10 protein-coding genes are annotated in these 20,880 nt (G+C 67.6%); 2 read left to right on the top strand and 8 right to left on the bottom strand.

Annotation, left to right across the window (positions count from 1 at the left end; translation table 11 throughout):
• Window position 1 precedes the first annotated feature (1 nt).
• Window positions 2–1,891, top strand: a complete 1,890-nt coding sequence (locus ACETPF_RS12160; protein WP_373934748.1) for a putative porin — start codon at window positions 2–4, stop codon at window positions 1,889–1,891.
• Window positions 1,892–1,930: 39 nt separating this feature from the next.
• Window positions 1,931–14,572, top strand: coding sequence for a filamentous hemagglutinin family protein (locus tag ACETPF_RS12155; RefSeq protein ID WP_373934747.1), 12,642 nt, complete (start codon window positions 1,931–1,933; stop codon window positions 14,570–14,572).
• A gap of 21 nt (window positions 14,573–14,593) precedes the next feature.
• On the opposite strand, the gene ACETPF_RS12150 is transcribed toward ACETPF_RS12155, so the two are convergent.
• The 8 genes from ACETPF_RS12150 to ACETPF_RS12115 are packed head-to-tail and all read right to left on the bottom strand — an operon-like array spanning window position 14,594 to window position 20,878.
• A complete protein-coding gene (locus ACETPF_RS12150; protein ID WP_373934746.1) occupies window positions 14,594–15,454 on the bottom strand; it encodes a type II secretion system minor pseudopilin in 861 nt (286 codons plus the stop codon).
• Window positions 15,441–17,453: a type II secretion system secretin GspD gene (gene gspD / locus ACETPF_RS12145; RefSeq protein ID WP_373934745.1), complete on the bottom strand. Its 2,013-nt coding sequence runs from the start codon at window positions 17,451–17,453 to the stop codon at window positions 15,441–15,443. Before gspD ends, ACETPF_RS12150 begins: the two co-directional genes overlap by 14 nt.
• Before the next feature lie 8 nt (window positions 17,454–17,461).
• The gene (locus tag ACETPF_RS12140; RefSeq protein ID WP_373934744.1) at window positions 17,462–17,956 is read right to left on the bottom strand and encodes a hypothetical protein; all 495 of its coding nucleotides are present in this window, start codon (window positions 17,954–17,956) and stop codon (window positions 17,462–17,464) included.
• Window positions 17,916–18,467, bottom strand: a complete 552-nt coding sequence (gene gspM, locus ACETPF_RS12135) for a type II secretion system protein GspM (protein WP_373934743.1) — start codon at window positions 18,465–18,467, stop codon at window positions 17,916–17,918. Before gspM ends, ACETPF_RS12140 begins: the two co-directional genes overlap by 41 nt.
• Window positions 18,464–19,486, bottom strand: a complete 1,023-nt coding sequence (locus ACETPF_RS12130) for a PilN domain-containing protein (RefSeq protein WP_373934742.1) — start codon at window positions 19,484–19,486, stop codon at window positions 18,464–18,466. Before ACETPF_RS12130 ends, gspM begins: the two co-directional genes overlap by 4 nt.
• Window positions 19,483–20,136, bottom strand: coding sequence for a prepilin-type N-terminal cleavage/methylation domain-containing protein (locus ACETPF_RS12125; protein ID WP_373934741.1), 654 nt, complete (start codon window positions 20,134–20,136; stop codon window positions 19,483–19,485). The genes ACETPF_RS12130 and ACETPF_RS12125 overlap by 4 nt, the downstream gene beginning before the upstream one ends.
• A complete protein-coding gene (locus tag ACETPF_RS12120) occupies window positions 20,133–20,486 on the bottom strand; it encodes a hypothetical protein (RefSeq protein WP_373934740.1) in 354 nt (117 codons plus the stop codon). Before ACETPF_RS12120 ends, ACETPF_RS12125 begins: the two co-directional genes overlap by 4 nt.
• Window positions 20,483–20,878 (bottom strand): GspH/FimT family pseudopilin, encoded by a 396-nt coding sequence (locus ACETPF_RS12115; protein ID WP_373934739.1) that lies wholly within the window; start codon window positions 20,876–20,878, stop codon window positions 20,483–20,485. Before ACETPF_RS12115 ends, ACETPF_RS12120 begins: the two co-directional genes overlap by 4 nt.
• Window positions 20,879–20,880: the final 2 nt, after the last annotated feature.

Genomic DNA, 20,880 nt, shown 5'->3' with positions numbered 1-20,880 from the left:
CATGAAGAGCCTGCCGAACGGAAAAATCGCGCTAAAGCTGACGTGCACTGGCACGATGGCCGCGCTGTTGGCGCTGGCATCGCCCGCGCAGGCGCAGCATCCCTCGCCTAATGCAATGGTCAACCTCATCCGCCTGCTGGTCGAGCAGAAGGTCATCACGCAGGCGGCAGGCGACGCGCTCCTGGCGCAGGCGGAGAACGAGGCGCAGACGGCTCAGGCGAAGCTCGCTGCCGCCGCGCCGCCGCCCCCGCCGGCTGATGGCGCGGTGCGCGTCCCCTATGTGCCGCAGGTGGTGAAGGACCAAATTCGCGACGAGGTGCGGCAGGAAGTTCTGGCGCAGGCCAAGACCGAAGGCTGGGCGACGCCGGGCAATGTCCCAGACTGGGTGCGCCGCGTGAAGATCACCGGTGATGTGCGCTTCCGCAGCCAATCCAACCTGTTCGCCCGTACGAACGCAAACGACTTCATCGACTTCCAGCGGTTCAATATCAACGGGCCGACCGACTATCAGGAAACCGCTGACGCCAACACCCTGCCGCTTCTTAACACGCGGGAGGACCGGATCAGCCAGTTGTCGATCCGGGCGCGCCTCGGCATCGAAGCCGATCTGGTCCCCGGCGTGCGCGCGGGCATCCGCCTAGCCAGCGGGCAGGACAATGGCCCGGTATCGACCACCAGCCTGCTCGGCGGCGGCTTCGGCAAGAAGGACATCTGGCTCGATCAGGCGTTCATTGCCGTCAGCCCGACCGATTTCGCCACGGTCACCTTCGGTCGTATGCCCAATCCCTTCGTCAGCGGCGGGCAGCGCACCAATACCACCCTCACCAACGCGCTGCTGGCGGGCAGCCGCGATCCTTCGCGCTTCGGCGTCAGCGATCTCATTTTCGACGAAGACGTGAATTTTGACGGCGTGGCCGTGACACTCGACAGCGGCGAGCGCTTTGGTTCGGGCCTCAACCTTGCCGTCACCGGCGGCGCATTCCCGTTCGAGCAACTGGGCGACGATGACCCGGTCACTGCCTTCGACAAGACCGACGCACCGTCCAAATGGATTTTCGGCGGTCAGGCGCGGCTGGCCTGGAATGCCGAGGATTTCGGCGCGAAGCTTGGCGTCGGCTATTTCGACTTCTTCAAGGTGCGCGGCCAGGTTTCCGAGCCCTGCCTTGCCTATGTCGGGCAGGTCGATTGCTCGACCGACTATACCCGCCCGGCATTCGTCACCCGCGGCAATACGCTCATGTATCTGCGCCAGATCGTCGCGGATCCGAGCAACCCCAATTTCTATCCCAAGCCGCAGTATGTCGGCTTGGTCGGTGACTATAATGTCCTGGAGGTTACCGGCCAGCTTTACGCCAATGTCAGCGAAGACATCCGCGTCTCCATCAACGGCAGCTATGTGAAGAACCTCGCCTTCGACCGCAAGGACATCTGCGCCAACCAGCCTTTTGGCATTCCCCTGACCAATGTGACCGGCGTGACCGTCTCGGTCCCGGCGACCACCGGCGGGCGGACCAATGTGCTGAACTTCAACCCATGCACCGCGCTTAAGGACAGCACTTCGGTCAATGGCGGGCCGCTGCTCGCCCGCTATGACAGCGGCGACACCGCATGGATGGTGCAGGGCTGGGTCGGCAGCCAGGGGCTTCGCAAGGGTGGCGAATGGAGCCTGGGCCTGGGCTATAAGCGGATCGAGCCCGACGCGGTGCTCGACAGCCTAGCCGACAGCGACTTCCACTTGGGTGGCACCAACGCGCAGGGCTATATCGTGACCGGCAACTACATGCTGTTCGATAATCTGCGCATTACTGGCCGCTATCTCAGCGCCAATGAAATCTATGGCAATCCGCTCGCCATCGACGTGCTGCAGATCGATCTGGTCGCGGCCTTCTAAGCCGCGCGCAGAGCCAATCGAAACAGGGTGAACAAGGGCATGATGCTGGACAGTCGCAACCGCCGCCGTACGGGCTTGCTGATCGGGGTGAGCCTGGCGGGGATGTGCGTGGCGATGCCGGCGATCGCCCAGGTCGGCGCCCTGCGCGGCGCGGCCGGCGTGCGCGCTCCAATACCCTCGCCGGTGCCACAGCGCCCGACCAGCGCCGGCCCGCTGGCCGCCGCGCAGCAGCAGGCGCTGGCCGCGGCGCAAGCCAATCAGGCGAAGGCCGCCGCGCAGCTCAACCTCGCCCAGCAGGCGCAGGCCGCCGCCCGCGCGGCAGTGGCGGGCGCAGTGCCCAACGGCCTGGTCAAGGGCGGGCTGATGCCCGTGCCCAGGGTGGTGCGCGCCGCCGCTGACCTGACCGGCAATCAGACATGGGAGGGCGCGCTCGCCCCCGTCGAAACCGTGTCAGGCGGTAAGAGCGATATCGTCGTCACCCAGACCACCAAGCGCGCGATCCTGTCCTGGGAAAGCTTCAACGTCGGGGCGAACACCACGCTCACCTTCAGTCAGAAGGAGAATGGCGTCGCGCAGAAGGACTGGGTGGCGCTGAACCGCATCGTCGGGGAAATCGACCCCGCGACCGGCCAGCGCACCGGCGCGGCGATCGATCCGACCCGGATATTGGGATCGATCAAGGCCGACGGCACCGTCCTGATCCTCAATCAGGCGGGCGTGATGTTCGGCGCGAGCGCCCAGGTCAACACCCACTCGCTGCTCGTGTCGAGCATGGAGATCGGCCGTGCCACCGCGCTCCAGGGATCAACCAGCCGCGCCCTGACGCTGGCGCAGCGCAATCAGGAATTCCTCAGCTATGGCCTGCTTGGCTTTCGCGACCAAGCATCAGCGATCGAGCGGACGTCGGCATACAGCTTCTCGCCGATGGCTAACGCGATCGGCACCGAGGGCGGCATCCGTATCGACCGGGGTGCGCAGATCACGAGTGGCGACTCGGGCTTCATCCTCGCGCTCGCCCCAACCGTCACCAATGCCGGCACGCTGACATCGCCCAACGGACAGGTCACGCTACAATCGGGCCGTCGCTTCTTCCTCGACCGGTCGGAAGGGACGAGCACCAGCATCAATCCGTTCGTCCGCGGGCTGATTGCCAGCAGCCAGGCCGTGACCGGCGACGCGCCTGATTATGTGACCAACAGCGGCATCCTGAACGCCCCTCGCGGCTATGTCTCGCTCGGCGCATCGGAAACCGGCGCGGTGCTGCAAGGCGGCATCCTTCAGTCCAGCACCAGTGTCGCGCGCAATGGCTATATCGGCATTTCGGCTGGCGACATAAGGCTCGATCCCGGCAGCCTCATCCTGCTCAATCCCGACAGCGGTGGCGAGACCATTCCCCAGTCGGCCGATTCGGTCTCCAGCTTCAAGACGTCGCAGATCACGATCGGCAGCGCGACCTCCCGGATCGAGATCGGCGGCGGTAGCCTCCTTCTCGCGCCGAGCGCGGACGTAACGATCGGCGCTTCCTCGGGCGTCGACGGCCTCCTGGTTGATGATGCGGGTGCGCTGCGTTCGCGGGTATTCATGGACAGCGGCGCGACGATCGATGTCGGCGGGGTCAAGGACTATGTCGTCCCCGCCAGCCGCAATCTCATCCGCATCTCGCCGGTCAAGGGCAACGAACTGCGGGACACGCCGCTCTACCGTGCGGAATTTCTGAACGGTACGACGGTGCTGGTCGATCCCCGCCTGTCGGGCGTGCGCGAGGATGGCGTGCGCTGGATTGGGTCGCCACTGATCGAAGCGGCAAGCTATTACGCGCAGGTCGGCGTGACCGCGTCCGAGCTGATGACCAGCGGCGGCAATGTCACGCTGGGGGTGGCCGGCTTTGGCGGCGGGACGGCCGCGAACGCATCGGACATCATCGTAAAGGCGGGCGCAAAGATCGACATTAGCGGCGGCTGGGTGCGCTACGAAGGCGGATCGGTGCAGACCACCCGCCTCGTCACCCGATCCGGCCAGATCGTAGATATCGGCGCGGCAAACCCGAACGGCGATTATATTGGCGTGCTGGAAGGCTTCACCGAAAGCCAGCCGCGCTTCGGCCTTTCGACGACCTATGCCAACCCCGTACTGCTCGGCACCCGCGCACAGGCCGCCTATAGTGAGGGTCGCGATGCGGGGTCGCTGACGCTCAAAGGATCGGCCATCGCCTTCGATGGCACGCTGAGCGCGCAGGCCTATGCCGGTGCATTGCAGCGCGCGAGTGCCGATGTCGGCACGGCGATCTCCAGCGTCTATGGCGACACCCGCACGCTCCAGGGTGCGCCTTCCGAACTGCCAGCCTCGGGCTATCTCAACGTCCAGGGACTGTCGCGCTTCACCGACGACGTGCTGACCGGCGCGGGCGACATCGTCGTCACCCGCGCGGCGGCGATCGAGGCGGTGCCAGCCGATCTCAGCTTCGGCCAGTCGTTCGCCTTCGACGAAAGCGGCGGATTGGTCATTCCAGCCCGCGACAGCGACAGCCTGCTGGCCGAGGGACGGCGTGATCGGATTAAGCTGTCCGCCGGCCTCATCAATGACGCCGGGCTCAGCAATGTGACGCTTCAGACGTCGGGCGGGATCAGCATCGCTAGTGGAGCGGACCTGACCCTCGCGGATGGCGGCGCATTCACCGGGATCGCAGGGCGCGCGATCACAGTGGACGGCAGCCTCACGGCGCTTGGAGGCCGCATCGATCTGCGGACGCTTCAGATTACCGAAGGGTCGGCGTTCGCCGACGACCTGCCGGCCGCCGGCAGCTTCGACATCGCGATCAACGGCACACTGTCCACGCGGGGGCGCTGGGCCAATGACTATGGCAATAGCGGCCTCATCGATGGCGCGGCCTATCTGGACGGCGGTTCGATCAGCCTGCGCGTCGCGCCGCGCGTGGCTGTGGCGATCCCCGGCGACGATTCGGCGCGCACAGATATTTCGGGCAGCATCCTCATCAACGACGGCGCTCTGCTCGACGTGTCTGGCGGTGGCTATGTCGCGGTTGATGGGCGGGTCGATACCAGCGCGCGCGGCGGCGACATCAGCCTCGTCAACCAGACCAGCTATTTCCAGATTTCGCCGGTCCCGATCATCGGCCTGGAAACCGACGGCAATGTGCCCGGCATCCGCGTGACCAACCATCCCGCGATCGACGCCGCCGCCAACCCCGGCGCGATCACCGCGCGCGTGACCATCGCCGACGGCGCGATCAAGGCCCATGGCTTTGCCGGCGGCGGCACCTTCTCGCTGGAAACGCCTGCCATTTCGCTAGGCGAGGGCGCGGTGGACAGCGGCACGCGGCTGTCGCTCGACTTTTTCGAAAAGACCGGCTTTGCCGATTACGCCATCACCTCCTACGGCACGGCGCTGATCGAGAACCGGTTCAACAATGGCCTTGGCGGCTATAATGCGCTGCTGGCGACCCAGACGCTGACGATCGGTGCGGGCGAGACGCTGCGCCTGACACAGAGCCGCTTCAACCCAATTCTCACCACCGACTCGCAGTTCGCGCTCATGAGCCTGACGACCGGGGGCGATCTCTATTCGGTGCTGACGCCGCAGGTGCCTGGCAACGCTTATGACCGGCTGGGGGTCAGGCTGACGCTGGGCGGGCTCACCGAACTGCATGTCGAACAAGGCGGCCGCATCGCCGGCGACGCCGGATCGGCGCTCACGATTTCCAAATTGTGGAACGAGGGCAGCATCCGCCTGGTCGGCGGCAGCCTCACCCAGTCGGAAGCGCTGCCCTCGCTCTATGCCGGCGCGCTCGGCGGACGCAGCCTGTCCGACTTCTTCACCGCCAATGCAGACGGCAGTTTCGACGAAGCCGCGCTGAACGCGGCGGGCGCCACCGATGCCGGGCGAGTGCTGACCAACGCCGAACTAGCGCTCCGCCCGCTCTACCTGACCGGTCTGCTGGACCAAGGCGAAGGCGTGCGCCTGTCGGCCGGCAGCACCATCGACCTGTCGGGCGCGAGCATCCGCAATCCGCGCGCGCCGTTCATCGCCGGCACCAGCGGGATTCGCGCTGCCGGCAAGATCATCGATGGCGGGACGCTCACCACCGCGACGACCCTGATCAACGCCGGCGCAGCCTTCGACCGGCCGTTGCTGGGCGAAGGCGTCTATGCGAGCGATCTCATTACCCTCGACACGGTGCGGATCGCCCGCGCGATCGATGCAGGCCAGGGCGCCAATATCGACCTGTCCGGCGTCAGCGACACCTATGAAATCGTTAACAGCGCCAATCGCTACGTGGATCAGCCGGTGTGGAGCGCGGGCGGGACGCTGGCGATCGGCGGGGGCGGCACGATCAACGGCGCGGCCATCAATGCCCGTGGCGGCGCGGCGGTGGCGCGCGGCGGCACGCTGAGCTTTGTCGATCCGACGCTGGTGCAATCGACCGCCGACGTAACTTCGGCGGGGCAGATCGCCGCTGACCAGATCTCGGCCTCCGGCTTCGACACGATGATCGCCTATGGGTCGCTGGCGGGCCAGGGCAATGTGGCGCTGACGCTGGGGCGGGGCTTTTTCCTCGAATCGCGTCCCTTTACGGGCGATGACACCGACTTCACCCCCTATCTGCCGGTGGTGTCCGCGACCGGCGACCTGTCGATCACGGCGCCCTTCATCGGCTTTTCCAGCCTGTTGCAGCAAATGGTCGATCCGAATGTCGGAACGGCGGGCACGGCCAGCGCGCGCTTTTCGGCCAGCGCCTTCGACCTGCGCGGCGCGGTGCTGTTCGACCGCAGCATCGGCAACGTGACGCTCGAGAGCAGCGGCGATCTCCGGCTGAGCGGCGCGGTGCCGATCGAACTCAGCCTTGGTCTCGACAGCTCGGTGAGCAGTTCGCTGCTGGGGCAGCTGGTCGTGAACGGCGACCTGACGCTCAATTCGGCCCGCACTTATGCGACCACTGGCTCGTCCTTCCTGATCGCCTCGACCGCCGAGGACGGGTTGATTCGCTTCGGCCGCGCCGCCGGCACATCGGCGAGGACGCCTTATTCGGCCGGCTCCAATCTGCTGGTCCAGGCCGCGACGATCGAGCAGGGCGGCGCGCTCTATGCCCCGCTCGGCACGTTGACGCTTGGATCGACCAGCGCGTTGGTCGGGGGCAGCGGCTTCGTGTCGGCGGGCGAGGGCTGGTTCGCGCCGGCGACCAGCTCGGTCACGCTCGATCCGGGCAGCACCACCTCGGTCTCGGCCAAGGGGCTGTCCATTCCCTACGGCACCACCACCGACCAGATCGAATATTATTTCAGCCCGACCAGCACCAATCCGCTGACCGCCGCGCCGGTGGGCACGCTGAAGCTCGCCGGCACCGACGTGACGGTGAGCGCGGGCGCCGGCGTCGACATCAGCGGCGGCGGTGACGTCTTCGCCTATGAATTCGTCCCCGGCACCGGCGGCTCGCGCGATGTGCTGGACCGTTTCAACGCCGACCCGTTCAGCGGCAATGACGGGTTGGCCTATCCCGACGGGCGGCAGGTTTATGCGATCGTGCCGGGCCTCAGCGCCGATGCGGCGGCGGCTTTCGATCCGATCTACGGCGCCGACTATGCCGATCTTTACGGCGCGTCGGCCGTGGGGCAGAGCGTCTATTTCGACAGCGTCAGCGGCCTGACGCCCGGCTGGTACACGCTGCTGCCGGCCAAATATGCGATCCTGCCGGGCGGCCTCCGTGTCGTCGAGCAGACCGGGATGCAGGCCGTCGCCGGCGGCACCGAATCGCTGCTCGACGGATCGCAGATCGTTACCGGCTATTTCGGGTCAGCGGCCACCGGACAGCGCGAATCGACGCTACGGACCTTTTCGGTCCAGACATCAACAACATTCCGCCAATATTCCAACATCGTCACGACGTCGGCGACCAAGACCTTCAACGATCGCGCGACCCGCGACGGGCTGGCGTTGCCGCGCTCGCCGCTCGATGCCGGGCGGATCGTGCTGGAGCCGATCGCCAAGCTGGTGCTCGAAGCGTCGCTTTCCACCCAGGCGGGCAGCGGCGGACGCGGCGCGCAGGCGGACATCAGCGGCCAGGCCTTCCGTATCGTCTCGCAACTGAGCGACGATGCCGGCAATGGCGGTCCCATCCAGTTGACGGCAGACGGGCTGACCGGGCTCGGCGTCGAAAGCTTGCTGATCGGCGGCATCCGAACGCAGGGCAGAGACGGCGTCACATCGCTGGCGATCCGCGCCAGCAGCATTTCCATCGAGAATGACGCCACTCATGTGCTCCGCGCGCCCGAACTGCTGTTCGCGACGGACGGCAGCGGATCGGCCCTGACCGTCGCCGACGGCGCGGTCGTGACCGCAAGCGGCACTTTAAGCGACGCCTCGACCAGCGATTATCTGATCGACGGATCGGCCGACGGCATGACCGGCCAGGGGGCGTTCCTGCGCCTCGCGAGCGGGCCGGAGCGGCTGGTGACGCGTATCAAGCGCGATGCCGTCGCCGCAACGCCGACCATCGCAGTTGGCGCGGCAAGCCTTACCGCCACGTCCGTGCTCATCAGCTCGGCCGGCGAAGTCGGCATCGATCCCGATGCGCGGATCGGCGCGGACAATCTCGCGCTCGACGCCGCGCAAATTAGCTTCGCGGCGTCCGCTGACGGCCTAAGCGGGCTTGTCATCACGCCGGGCCTGCGTGCCGCCTTTGCCGCCGCCGACCGGCTTACCTTCCGCTCGCCCGGCGCGATCCGGTTCGAATCGACGGGCAGCGGCGGCACTAGTTACAGCTTCGGCGCGGTGACCTTCGACGCGGCGGGCTTCGGCACGCTGGGCGGTGTTGACGCCGATGTCACCCTCAGGGCCAGCGCGCTGCGGATCGCCAACAGCAGCGGCGCCGCCGCGCTTTGCACCACCCTCTGTGGCGAGGGCGCGCTGACCATAGAGACGGGGAGCCTCAGCTTCGGGTCGGGTACGGTCGGGCTCGACGGTTTTGGCCGATCGCTGACGATCCGCGCGAGCGAGGGCATCCGCTTCGATGGCGTCGGCGGCCTTAATGCCGGCGCGGCCGACATTGCCATCACTGCTCCCTATATCGCCGATGCGGCCATCACCTTGCTGCCGGGGGTGGAAGCGACGCTGCCCTCGCTCGGCATCGCCACGACCGGCGCTCTGCGTATCGACGGCGCGGCAGGCGCCGCCCTGCCGGACGGCACGCCCGGCGCAAAGCTGGCGCTCAGCGCGGGCTCGATCAACATCAGCGGCGCGCGGCTGCGCGCAACGGCCGGGCTGCTCGACGTCAAGGCGAGCGGCAGCATCAGCGTGGGCGACGGGGCTATCCTGGAAGCGCCGTCCTACGCCAAACAGTTTGGCGACGACGCCGATCCCTATTTCGTCTCGGCCGGCGGTGGTCGCCTTTCGCTCACCAGCCTGACCGGCGACGTCGTGACGGGCGCGGGCACGCTGCTCGACGTGGGCGGCGCGCAGGGCCGCGCGGGCAGCCTGACGCTGCGCGCGGCGGGGCTCGTGACGCTTGGCGGCGCAATCAACGGCGCGGCTCCGGCCGGCGGCGGATCGCTCGGCATCGACAGCGGGGGCGGCTTCGATTTCGACGCTTTCGCCGCCGCGCCAAAGGGCTTTACCGGCGCAATCGACATCAGGGTCGGCGCGGGCGACCTCATACTCGGTAGCGGACGGCGACTGGCAGCGACCAGCCTGCTGCTGGCTGCGGAGGATGGCCGGGTCGCCATCGACGGCACGATCGACACATCGGGCGTCAATGGTGGCGATGTGTCGCTTTACGGCCGCAGCGGCGTGCGCCTTGGCGCAAGCGCGCGGATCGACGCCAGCGCCGACGGCTATGCCGCGACCGACTCCCGGCAGGCGAGCGCTGGCGACATCATCCTTGGCACCGATGGCGACGGCGCGGTGAACGTCGCAAGCGGCGCGCAGATCGATCTGCGCGCGCTTCGCACCGGCAATCGGCTGGTACCGGTGATCCGCAACGGCGAGACATTGTTCAGCTATGTCGACAGCGACCAGGGCGGCACGCTGACCTTGCGCGCGCCGATCATCGAACAGGATGGACCGGACAGCGTCAACATCGTCTTTGGCGGGACGGTGACCGGCGCGCGGGGCGTGGCGGTCGAAGCCTATAAGCGCTGGGATTTGGGCGCGGTCGCGGCCGACAGCGGCTTTACCGGCGTCACGATCAGCAACGGCGCGGCAGTGCTCGACACGGCGCAGACAGCCGGCGGGGCGGTCAATTTCCTGTCCGGTCGCGGTGCCGGCACCTTATCCGATTTCATCCAGGGCTTCGATATTTCCACCGCCTATGCCGCGCTCGGCGGCCTCGCCGCTGATCCCGCCTTCGTCGCGCGGCCGGGCGTGGAACTCGGCTATGACGGCGATATTCGCCTACGCTCGAACTGGAACTTTGCTGCCGCCGACATCGACGTCGACGGGGCGCTCGCTGCCGGCGTGCTCCGCAACTCGGCCGAACTGACGGGCAAGCTTGTCGTCAATCCGGGCCGCGAGGCTGAGTTGCTCGAAAATCATGCCAACTTCCTCTACCGGGTGGGCGGCAGCATCCATGGCGCGGCGGGCGCGCTGACGCTGCGTGCGGGCGGTGACCTCACCATCGCCGGATCGATCAGCGACGGCACCTTCACCTTCTATGACCAGAGTGACCCCGATTATCTGGGCACGGTCCTGGGCGGCGGCGGTGGCGGGCGTCAGGTGGTCGTGCCTTTCAGCTGCTTCGGTCCGCAAAGCTGTCGCGGCGTGGTAAACTTCACCAATTCGACCCAGTTCCTGCGTGCGCTGGTCAATTTCAGCGGCATCACAGCGGCCAGCACTGGCGGCGCGACGCCGGCCCGGCCGCTTCCCAACGATATGCCGTTCAACCCGCTGGCGAACGGCGCGGCGGCGCTGGGCGCGGGCACCGATGGCGCGGGCGATCCACTTGGTTCCGCCAGCCTTTTCCCAATTCTGTCTGACGGCAGCTTCGCCTCCTCCTGGAGCTACGCCTTCGTCGGCGGGGCCGACCTTTCGAGCGGCGGCAAGAGCAATGCGCCGTCGATCGATCCGCTCCGTACCGATTTCGCCACTTCCGGCTCGGTCTCGGTGGAAGGGCAGCGCCAGTATAGCTATGGCGGACGATCGGGAGGGTCGGTCGCCGACGAGGTGCTGCTCAGCAACGGCGGCTTCACCTATCAGCTCGACGAATTCGTCACGCGCGACAATGATCCGCGTCGTCCGCGCGCGACCGGCTATTCTACTATCAACCTGACCGCCGGCCGCTTCGGTGCGATTACCAATTTCCTCAAGGCGCGCGCCATCGCCTTCTTCCGCACCCGCCCGGCCGGCACCTACCGTTATGACGGGGCGGCGACCAATCCCACGGCCGTCAGCACCAGCGCGGCCGTCGCCGAGCAGTTCTTCGCATCGATCGAAGCGGACCTGACTGCACTGGTGCTCGACCCGACGACCGGCCTGGTCAGCGACGGGACGCCGCAAAATGTGATTACCGCGACGGTCCGGTCGCTGGTCCGCACCGGGACGGGCGATATCGCCATCGCCGCATCGGGCGATGTTGATCTGACCAATGGCGCAGTCACGACGACGCGCGTCGGCGCGACCGCCTATCAGAATGGCGGAACGGCGGTTTATACGCTGGGGCGTCTGGCCGACAGCCGAGCGACGACGGCCACCGACATGACGACCGGCGTTGCCTATCAGGTCGATCCGACCGCCTATCTTGCGACAGCGCCGAGCGATATCGAAACCGCCGCTTTCCGCTATGGCCGGGGCGACCAGAGCGCGCTTGCAGGACTGGTGGTGACCGACCCGGTCTATCTGACCGGTGGCGGCGACCTGTCGATCGGGGCGGGCGGCAGCGTCCTTGGCCGGCGCGACGTGTTCAACGAAGCGCGCGCGACCAGCGCCGGCTTCTCCTTCATCGGCGCGAGCGACCAGCCCTGGCGCATCGGGTCGGTGGGCACAACGGTCAATCTGCGGGTCAATCCACAGCTCTTCACCTCCGGTGTCGGCGCGCTTGGCGGCGGGTCGATCGACCTCGGCGCTGGCGGGGACATTACCGACCTGACCCTGTCGGCTCTGTCCAGCGTCACGACGGCCGATGCGACCAGCGGCAGCGGCGCGGCGGTAAAAACGCTCGTCACCTGGGGCAGCGGCAATCTTTCGGTCAATACCGGCGGTGATCTCGCCGGCGGCACGATCGATCTGGCGCATGGCGAAGGCGCACTGGCGATCGCCGGGTCGATCCGCACCGGCAGCGCGCTCAGCGCGGTGCCGACCGGCGACTTGCTCGGCAATCTGCTGCGTGTTCGAGTGAGCGACGCGCGGATCCGGTTCGACGTGGGCGGATCAGCCACGCTTCAGGGCATCGCCGCGCTCGGGGCACGGGGCGATGGCGCCAACCCCACAAGCGTCCTTAACAGTTTCGGCTTCTATTCAGCGGCTTCGGCGATCGACCTGACCGCCAATGGCCGCATCAGCATAGCTGACCGTGGCATCAGCGTTGTCACCGGCCGCACTGGTGAGCCGGAGACGGCCGTCTATCCCGCGACGGTCAATTTCGCGTCGCTGACCGGCGATCTGGTGCTGAACGCCGACCGCAGCTTGCCGGGCGGGGCGCGCTCGATCAATCTCTTCCCCAGCAGCACAGGCCAGCTTCGCCTGTTCGCTGGCGGCGACATCACGACCGCGACCATCACCATGGAGGATCGCGATCCCGGCCAGTTACCGGGTTATTTCTCGGCCTACAGCGTGATCGAGCCGTCGATCCGCGTCGCAGGTCAGGATTTCAACTTCCCCGTCGTCCTGCCCGACACAAGCTCGGCCGAGCGGGCGGCGCTGCACAACAGCGCGATCACCCATTTGAACGATGCGGAGCCGGTACGGATCGCGGCGGGCGGCGACGCGCTCGACCTCATCCTTTCGCTGCCGAAGCAGGCGCGGATCAGCGCTGGGCGCGACATCATCAACATGATGCTGTTCAGCCAGAATATCAGCAGCAGCGACATTACCCGAGTGACCGCCGGACGCGACATCGTCGCCACGACCCAGCTGACCCGCGCCTTCCTGCCCGGTGGGACATTCGGCGATCCGCTGCCCGCGCTTCAGGGCAATAGTTTTGTGATCGGCGGGCCGGGCTCCTTCATCCTGGAGGCGGGCCGCGACGCAGGACCGTTCCTCAATTCCGCCGTGGTCGATCCCAGCCGCATGAAGAATGGAGAGATCGACTTTTACGGCAGCCTGTCGGTGGGCGGCGGCATCCTGTCGCTGGGCAATGAATGGAACCCGGCGCTGCCCGAGGCGGGCGCGGACCTGACCGTCCTGTTCGGCGTCGCCAAGGGCGCGGACTATGCCGCGCTGCGCGACACTTATCTCAATCCGGCCAGGATCGACGCCCTGCCGGACGATCTGTTCGTGCAGCTGGAGGATGTGAACGGCAATCTGATCGCCGACCGCACCCGGCCCATCTACAGCCCGCTGCTGGTCGCGTGGATGAAGGCGAATGCCGCCGACCTGCTGACGCAGACCTATGGCTCGACCAATGTCACCGCGCAGCAGGCTTACGACGCCTTCGTTACCCTGCCTGATCTCCGCCAGCGCAGCTTCCTGCTCAAAGATGTTTATTTCAACGAGCTGGAGATGACCTCACGGCCCGACGGCCCCTCCTATCTCCAATATAGCCGTGGCTATCGGGCGGTGAACATGCTCTTCGCGCCGGACCTCGGCTATACCAAGAATAATCTGGAGGGCGGGGAAGCGGGGGCGTCCGGCACGGTGCTAACCGGCAATCTCGACCTGCGTCTTGCCACCATCCAGACCGCGCGCGGCGGCGATGTGGCGCTGCTGGGGCCGGGCGGGCGTATCCTCGCCGGTTCGACCGTTCGCACCTCCGACCAGGCGGCGCGTCGCACCTATGACGGCACCCGGCTCTATTCGGGCGACCGCGCCATCGGCCTTGGCGCCAATGACAATCCGCTGCTGGGCTTCAGCCAGGCGAGTCCGTCGACCATATCGGCGATCCCGACAGGCTATGAAGGCATCATCACCCTGCGCGGCGGCCGGGTGCTCAGCTTCACCGACGGCAGCCTGCTGCTAAACCAGAGCCGCCTCTTCACCCAGGGCGGTGGCGACATCACGCTCTGGTCCTCCAATGGCGACCTGAACGCCGGCCAGGGTCCGAAGAGCGCGGCGAGCTTCCCGCCGGTGGTCGTGCGGATCGACGAAAATGCCTTCAGCCAGGTCGATGCGGTTGGCGGTGTGTCGGGCGCGGGCATCGCCGCCTTCTCGCCGGGCGTGGGTATCACGCCGCCCGACGTGTTCCTGATCGCGCCGCGCGGCACGGTGGACGCGGGCGACGCGGGTGTGCGCGTCGCGGGCAATCTGTTCGTCGCGGCGGCAGCGGTAGCCAATGCCGACAACTTCCAGGTCGGTGGTTCCTCGATCGGCGTTGTCTCCTCGCCCGTAGTGGATGCAGGCGCGGTAGCGGCGTCCAACGCCGCCTCCGCCGCCGCGACCGAAGCGGCGCAAGCGGCGACGGCGGGCCAGAACAACGAGCAGCGGGTGCAGATTTTCGTCGATGTGCAGGGCTATGCCGGCGGCGGGGAGGCGGATCGCTGCAAGCAAACGCCACGCCCGGCCGACTGTCCGGACCGCTGAGGGGGCGCGCCGGGCGCGCCCTCATTCCTGATAGCGTATCTCCCAGCGTCGCAGCGTCGCGTCGGGAAACTCGATGATCGTCGCCCGCTCCAGCCGCGCGCCCTGTCCGTCCTCAGCCAACACCCGCACCGTGAGCGGCCGGCCGCCAAGCAAAGGCGGCGCATCCGGCTCCAGCGCGGTGCGTTGTCCCGCAAGCGCGCGCTGCCGTTCGATCACCTCGGGCGATCCCATGCCCGTTTCCAGCATCACGGCAAGCGCCAGCGGATGAGCGTTGGCGGGGTCGAATCCGCCGGCTCCGCCGAAGAACACGGTCGCGGCGGGCGCGATCCGGTCATAGATGGCGCGGTCCATTCCCCGTATCAGCGCCAGTTCGCTTATGGTCCGCAGCCCGCCATTACGCGGCTGATAGCCGAGCCAGGCATAGTCCGCCGCCTCGGCGCCATAGGGGCGGGGTTCATCGTCCGCGTCGGTCCAGTCGAGAAAGGCGTCGGTTATTTCGTCCAGCCGCCGCCCGCCGACGCCCGCGCCCTCGAACATCAGCCGCGCTTGCGCTTCGGTAAGGTCGTTAAGGCGGATCTTGCCGCGCTCATCCTCGATGCGGATGGTGAGCGATACGCCGCCAAGAGTGGCCCGATAGGGGCGACCGTCGATCCGCCAGCCGACAAGGCCCGTGTCTCGGCCCGAAAGATGCGCCGCGGCCAGTACGACGCCCGCGTCCGCCGCCGTCGTCAGCCGCGCCTGCTCGGTCTGCGCCACCGTGCCGGCCAGATTGCCCTTCTCCGCCGCCAGCATGGCGAATGCGACGCCGGCGAACAGCGCCAAGGCGATCAGCGAGGCAACCAGCGCGAAGCCGTCCTCGGACGCGGGCTTAGAGGTCCGCACCCCGGGTGCCCGGCTTGAGCGACTGGATCTTCTCTTTCAGTTCTTCGGTGATGGCGCGGCCGTCGTCGCTGGTCCGCACCACGCGCGGGCGCAGCAGCACCAGCAGTTCGGTGCGGCGTTCCTCGTTGGTCTTGGTGCCGAACAGCGCGCCGAGCACCGGAATACGCGAGAGCAGGGGTATGCCCTCATTGCCCCGTGTCTTGATCGCGCGAATGAGGCCGCCGAGCGCGATCGTCTGATTATCCTGCACCGCGATCGAGCTGGCGAGGCGGCGGGTGGAAATGGTCGGCGAATCGATGTTGGAGCTGCTGGTGGTCGACACGTCGCTGACCTCCTGGCTGATGTCGAGCAGCACCAGCCCGCCGCTGTTCACGCGCGGCGTGATCTTCAGGATGACGCCGGTATCCTTATATTCGATCGCGTTGACGATGGGCGCATTGGGATTTTCGACACTGACCGCCGACGAGGAGGAGATCGGCACCTGATCGCCGACCTGAAGCGAGGCGGTCTGGTTGTTGATGACGAGCAGCTTGGGCGCGGACACGACGTTGATCTTGGTCAGCCCCTCCAGCGCGTTGAGCGTCGCCTGCACGCTGCCGCCGTTGGAATAGCCGAGCGACAGGCCGGGGAAAATGCGCGTGGGCGTCGCGGTGGTGCCCCGCGTCAATGCCGCTTCGTCATTGCCGTCGCGAAACAGCCATTGCACGCCGTAGCGCAACTGGTCGTTGAGCGAGACTTCGGTGATCGCCACCTCGATCATCACCTGAAGCGGCGGAATATCGAGTTTTCGCAACGCATCCTCGACGATCGCGTAGGTCTGCGGCGTTGCATAGACGACCACGGCGTTGTTCGCCTCGTCGCTGGTGATGGTCATGCCGTTGGGTGGCCCGCTGGCCGGCTGCTGCGCGTTCGCGGCGGCGGAATCGGCGGGTGGGGAGGGATTCAGTGGCGATCCGGTCGGCGTCGCGCTCTGGCTCTGGTCTGGGGTAAAGAGGCCGGGGGCGATGCCCCCATTCTGCCCCTGCGGCCCCGGCTGCGCTCCCGTCGACCGACCCCCCATGCCGAAGGCGGCGAGCAAGGTCTTGGCAAGGTCCGACGAGCGGCCATTCTGCACCCGATAGACGAACAGGCGGGGCTGGCTGTTCTCTCCTTCGCGGTCGAGAATATCGACCCAGCGGCGCACATCCTGAAGATATTGGGGCTGGGACGACACGGCGAGAATGCCGTTCAGCCGGTCCATCGCGATCAGCTTGACGAGGCCAGCCGTCGGCGCGCCGGGGCTGTCGACCAGCTTCTCCAGCTCCGGCACGATCAGCCGCGCATCGGTCCGGCGCGGCACGTAGAGCGCGAAGGACATGTTCCGCAGCCAGTTGACGTCGAACCGCTCGACCAGGTCGCGCACCGCGCGGCGTTGCCCGGTGGTGCCGGCGACGGTCAGGATATTCTGGCTTTCATCGACACTGGCGACGAGGCCGGGCAGCACCGATTCGAGCACCTGCTGGAGCAATTTGGCGCTGACGAACCTGAGTGTGAAGGCTTCGTTGCCAAAGCCGCTATTGGCTTCGCCCACGAGGCCTGCCTGCTGCCGCGCCTGCTCGACCGTGGTGACGACATAGGTCCCGTTGCTGTTGAGTATGGCAAGGCCCGATGCCCGGAAAGCGCCCTCCAGGAAAGGGAGAACGGACGATCGGGCGATCGGTCGGTCGGACACGACCGTCACTGGCGTGTCGAGCGACGGGTCGATGCTGAATGGCACGCGCAATATGTCACCGAACACGGCGCGCGCAACCTGCTGTACGCTGACGCCGGGGAAGTTGAGCGTGATGTCGCCGCGCGCGATCGGCTGGTCGGGCAAAGGCGCGCGGGGATTGGGGATCTGACCGCTGCCCGGCACGATCGTCGCGCGGACATCGCGATCGCCGGCAGGTTCTGCCTGCTGCGCCGGCGCGCCGCTGGCGAGCGAGGCCAGCGCGGCCAGGGCGACGCCGCGGTTCAGCATCGCCCGCCTCATTCGTCGCCGTCCGCCGCTGATGGCGCAGTGCTATCCCCCACTCGCAGCGTCAGGCTGCGCGATCCATCGTCTATCCGAGCGGATGCCGCGCCGATGCCGGTCACGCGCCAAGGGCCGACGCGCCCGCCGAGGGGAACCGCAACCGCAGCCCCGTCAGCGCCGCGCAGTACCGCTGCGCCGCCCCGCCTCGATCGCGCAACGCCCAGCAGGGTGATCGCGCCCGATCCAGCCGCTGTCGCCTTGCCGCCGCCGCCTCCGCCGGGCGCGAAGATGTCGCGTGCGGCCAGCGCCGGGGGAACCGAGGCCGGCAGCGACTCGGCCGTGCGAAGCTCCGGCGCCTTCATCGCCCGCATCGGCACGTCCGGCAGGTCGACTGCTGTCGGCAGCAGCGACTGAAACAGCAGGGTCAGCGCCAGCAGCGCCGTCAATGCAGCCGGCAGGGGCGCTTCCTCAACGGATCGCCGCAGCGTCGAAAGGCGCGGAAATTTCAAGTTGGACCTCCATCGGCGCGGCGGTTCCGGCCTGGAACGCCGCGTTGGCGGCGATGTTGGTCGCGTCGATCAGGAGGAGAGGCTGCTCATTCTGCACGTCCGCCAGGAAGCGCGCGAAAGGAGCCATCCCCACCACCATGGTCACGCGCAAACTTGCCCAACCCGCTTTGCCATCGGCGCTTTGCGACATTTTCGTGACGATCTCGTGACGCAAGGCCGTGCGACGAATCAGATCGCGCAACCGATCGGTCGCCTCGTCCTGATTGCGCGCCGGCAGACCGAAACGCGGCGAGTCAGCGCGCTGGCGGCGTGCTGCGGCGCGCAGCAGCGGCAGCGACGCGGCGATCTGCTGGTTGCGCTGATGCTGCGCCAGCAATTGCGCTTTCGCTTCGCGCCGTTCCGCAAAGCCGTCGACGATCGGCTGGACGATGCAGAGCCAGGCCAGCGCCACCAGAGCAACGAGGATGAGGATGGCGATCAGCCGCTGCTCGCGCGCGTTTGGCGTCTTCATCTGCGCCGCTCCGGAAGATAGACGGCGCTGATGTCGAAGGCGCGCATCTGGTCAGCGGCGGCAGCCGGTGCGCCCTCCGCGTCATTTTCCACGATCGCCCGCAGCCGGGGCGACTGGCGCAGCGCTTCTGCCACATCCGTCGCGCCCGGCGCAAAGCCGACCAGCCGCACCTGCCGCCGCCGATATTCAAGCCGCTGGACCCAGGTGCCGGGCGGCAGCGCGGCGCTCAAGGCGGCGAGCAGCGGCAGCGGGTCTTGCTCGGCGCGCGATCGCACCAGTCCTTGCCGCCGCTGCTCCTCCTTTTCGATCCGCTGGCGGATCAACAGCGCGGTGCGGCCGGCAGGCGCCTGCTCCTCGACCGCTGCCTGCGTGGCTTCGAGCGCGGAGACGTCGCGCCAGATCAAAGCGCCGATGTTGAGCGCGAACAGGGCGGCGACCGCGACCCACCAGCGCCACGCGCCGCTGTCGGCCTGGGCGATGCCTGCAGCCTTCAGCAAGTCGAAATGATAGCCGTCCTCCTCCGCCAGCGCGATCCGCGAAGGGCGGATGTCGATGGCGTCCAGCGCCTCGATCCAGGCCATCAGCCGGTGGCGCGGCACCATGCCCACCCGCACCGACAGACGCGCGTCTGTTCGTTCGACCATCTCGAAATCGAAAGCGGCCTGCTCGTGCGGGATCGGACCGATCCGGTCGATGTCCATCGCCAGCATCTGTCGCAACTCGCCACGCCCCAAGGGAGGCACGTCGATGGTGCGGCAGAGAATGTCGCCGGGCTGGAGGGCGGCGAGCAGCCCCCGCCGTTGCCCCGCGCTCAGCATGTGCGCGCTCTGCCCGGTCCCGACGATTTGCCAGCCGGAGGGATCGGCGGGATCGCGGATGATCACGGCCCCGCGATGCCGGTGCCGCCATGCCCCGCCGGGCAGCAGCGCCGCCAATTGCCCGGTCCACCATTCCCATCCCTGCGCCAGCCAGCGGCGCAGCGTCGGCATGTCCGCCGCCAGCAGTTCGCGCAGCGTCATGCCCGACCCCGGCATTTGCCCGTTGCGGGGACATAGACGCACAGAGTGTCCACGGTCGCGGCGGGTTGCACGATCAGGTCGGGCCAGACCCGCCGATCGCCGTTCGCGAAGCGCACGCGCACGCGAATCATCTGGGGCAGGGCGCTCTGCCCCGCCCACCGCCCGCGCCAGCGGGGTCGCATGTCCGGCGCGGCCGGGCCGTAATAAGCGAACTCCAGCCCGGTGATGCCGGTGGTGAGGGTCGCCCGTTCGCTCATGCGGTCCGGTGTCAGCGTCAATGTCGGCTGGCTGTCAAGCACCAGTGCGCCATCAGCCGCCAGCCCGAGCCGGTAAAGCTGAGGCGGGGCGGGCGCTTTCGCGTCGGGGGAGGCGGACTGGAACAGCATCTCGCGCGCATCCCCGGAAAAAAGGATGCGCGGCTGGCTGCCGTTGAAGCTGCCCTGCGGGAAGATGCGCCAGACGAGCGTGCGCAGCGCGGCCTGTGTCGCCATCACGTCCTCGCCGGCGCGGGTGCGCGCCTCGATCCGCCGCCAGCCGCTGCGCCCGCTGGCAAGGCCGGTCAGCAGCATCGCCGAAACCATGGCGAGGATGGCAAGGCTGACGAGCAGCTCGATCAGCGTGAAGCCGCTTTCGGACCGGCCTTTGTTCATATCGCGGGACGCAGACTGTCGAGCCGGACGCGGAGCGAAGGGTCGCGCGGGCTGGTGATTGATACAGCGACTTGGACAGTTGTTTGGCGGTCGCCGCCGTCCGCCGGGACGACATCGACGCGCCAGAGGAAGCCCTGGTCGGAACCGCTGCGGCTGCCGCGGGCGGCGGGGCGGTTGAGCGGATATTCAGCAAGGCGCGACTGGGCGATCAGCAGGGCGATGCGCTGGTCCGACACGCGCCGGGCGCGGCGGGCGCTGTCGTGCAGAGTCTGGAAGGCGGCGGCCAGGATCATCGCCAGGATGGCGGTGGCGATCAGCGTTTCGACCAGGATGGAGCCGCGCTCGTTCACCGCGCCGGCGCTTCCGCTTCAACCAGCCCGGTCACAGGGCGGATATGCAGCATCTGCGTCGCGCGCGGGCCGGTCAGCGCCAGCTGGGCCGCACTGGCCGAGCCGTCGGGATAGAAACTGATCCGGGCGGGCCGGGCGCGCAGCACCAGCGGATCGGGCAGGTCCACGACGGTCGCGCCGATGCTGTAGCGCCTGCCGTCGGCGGAGATCGCCATCGCGACAGGCTGGCCGCCCCGCACAGCCTGTGCCCGCGCGACGCGCAGATTGGCGAGGAGGGTGGAGGCGGCGCTCGTCTGCCGGCTGCTTTCCCATGCGCTGTCCATCGCCGGGAAGGCGATGGAGGCGATCAGCACCGATATGGCGACCGCGATCAGGGCTTCGATCAGCGACATGG

Source organism: Sphingobium agrisoli (genome assembly GCF_041877245.1).
GTDB lineage: Bacteria > Pseudomonadota > Alphaproteobacteria > Sphingomonadales > Sphingomonadaceae > Sphingobium.
The sequence above is the reverse complement of the archived record's forward strand: the minus strand, read 5'-3'. Positions and strand labels throughout refer to the sequence as shown.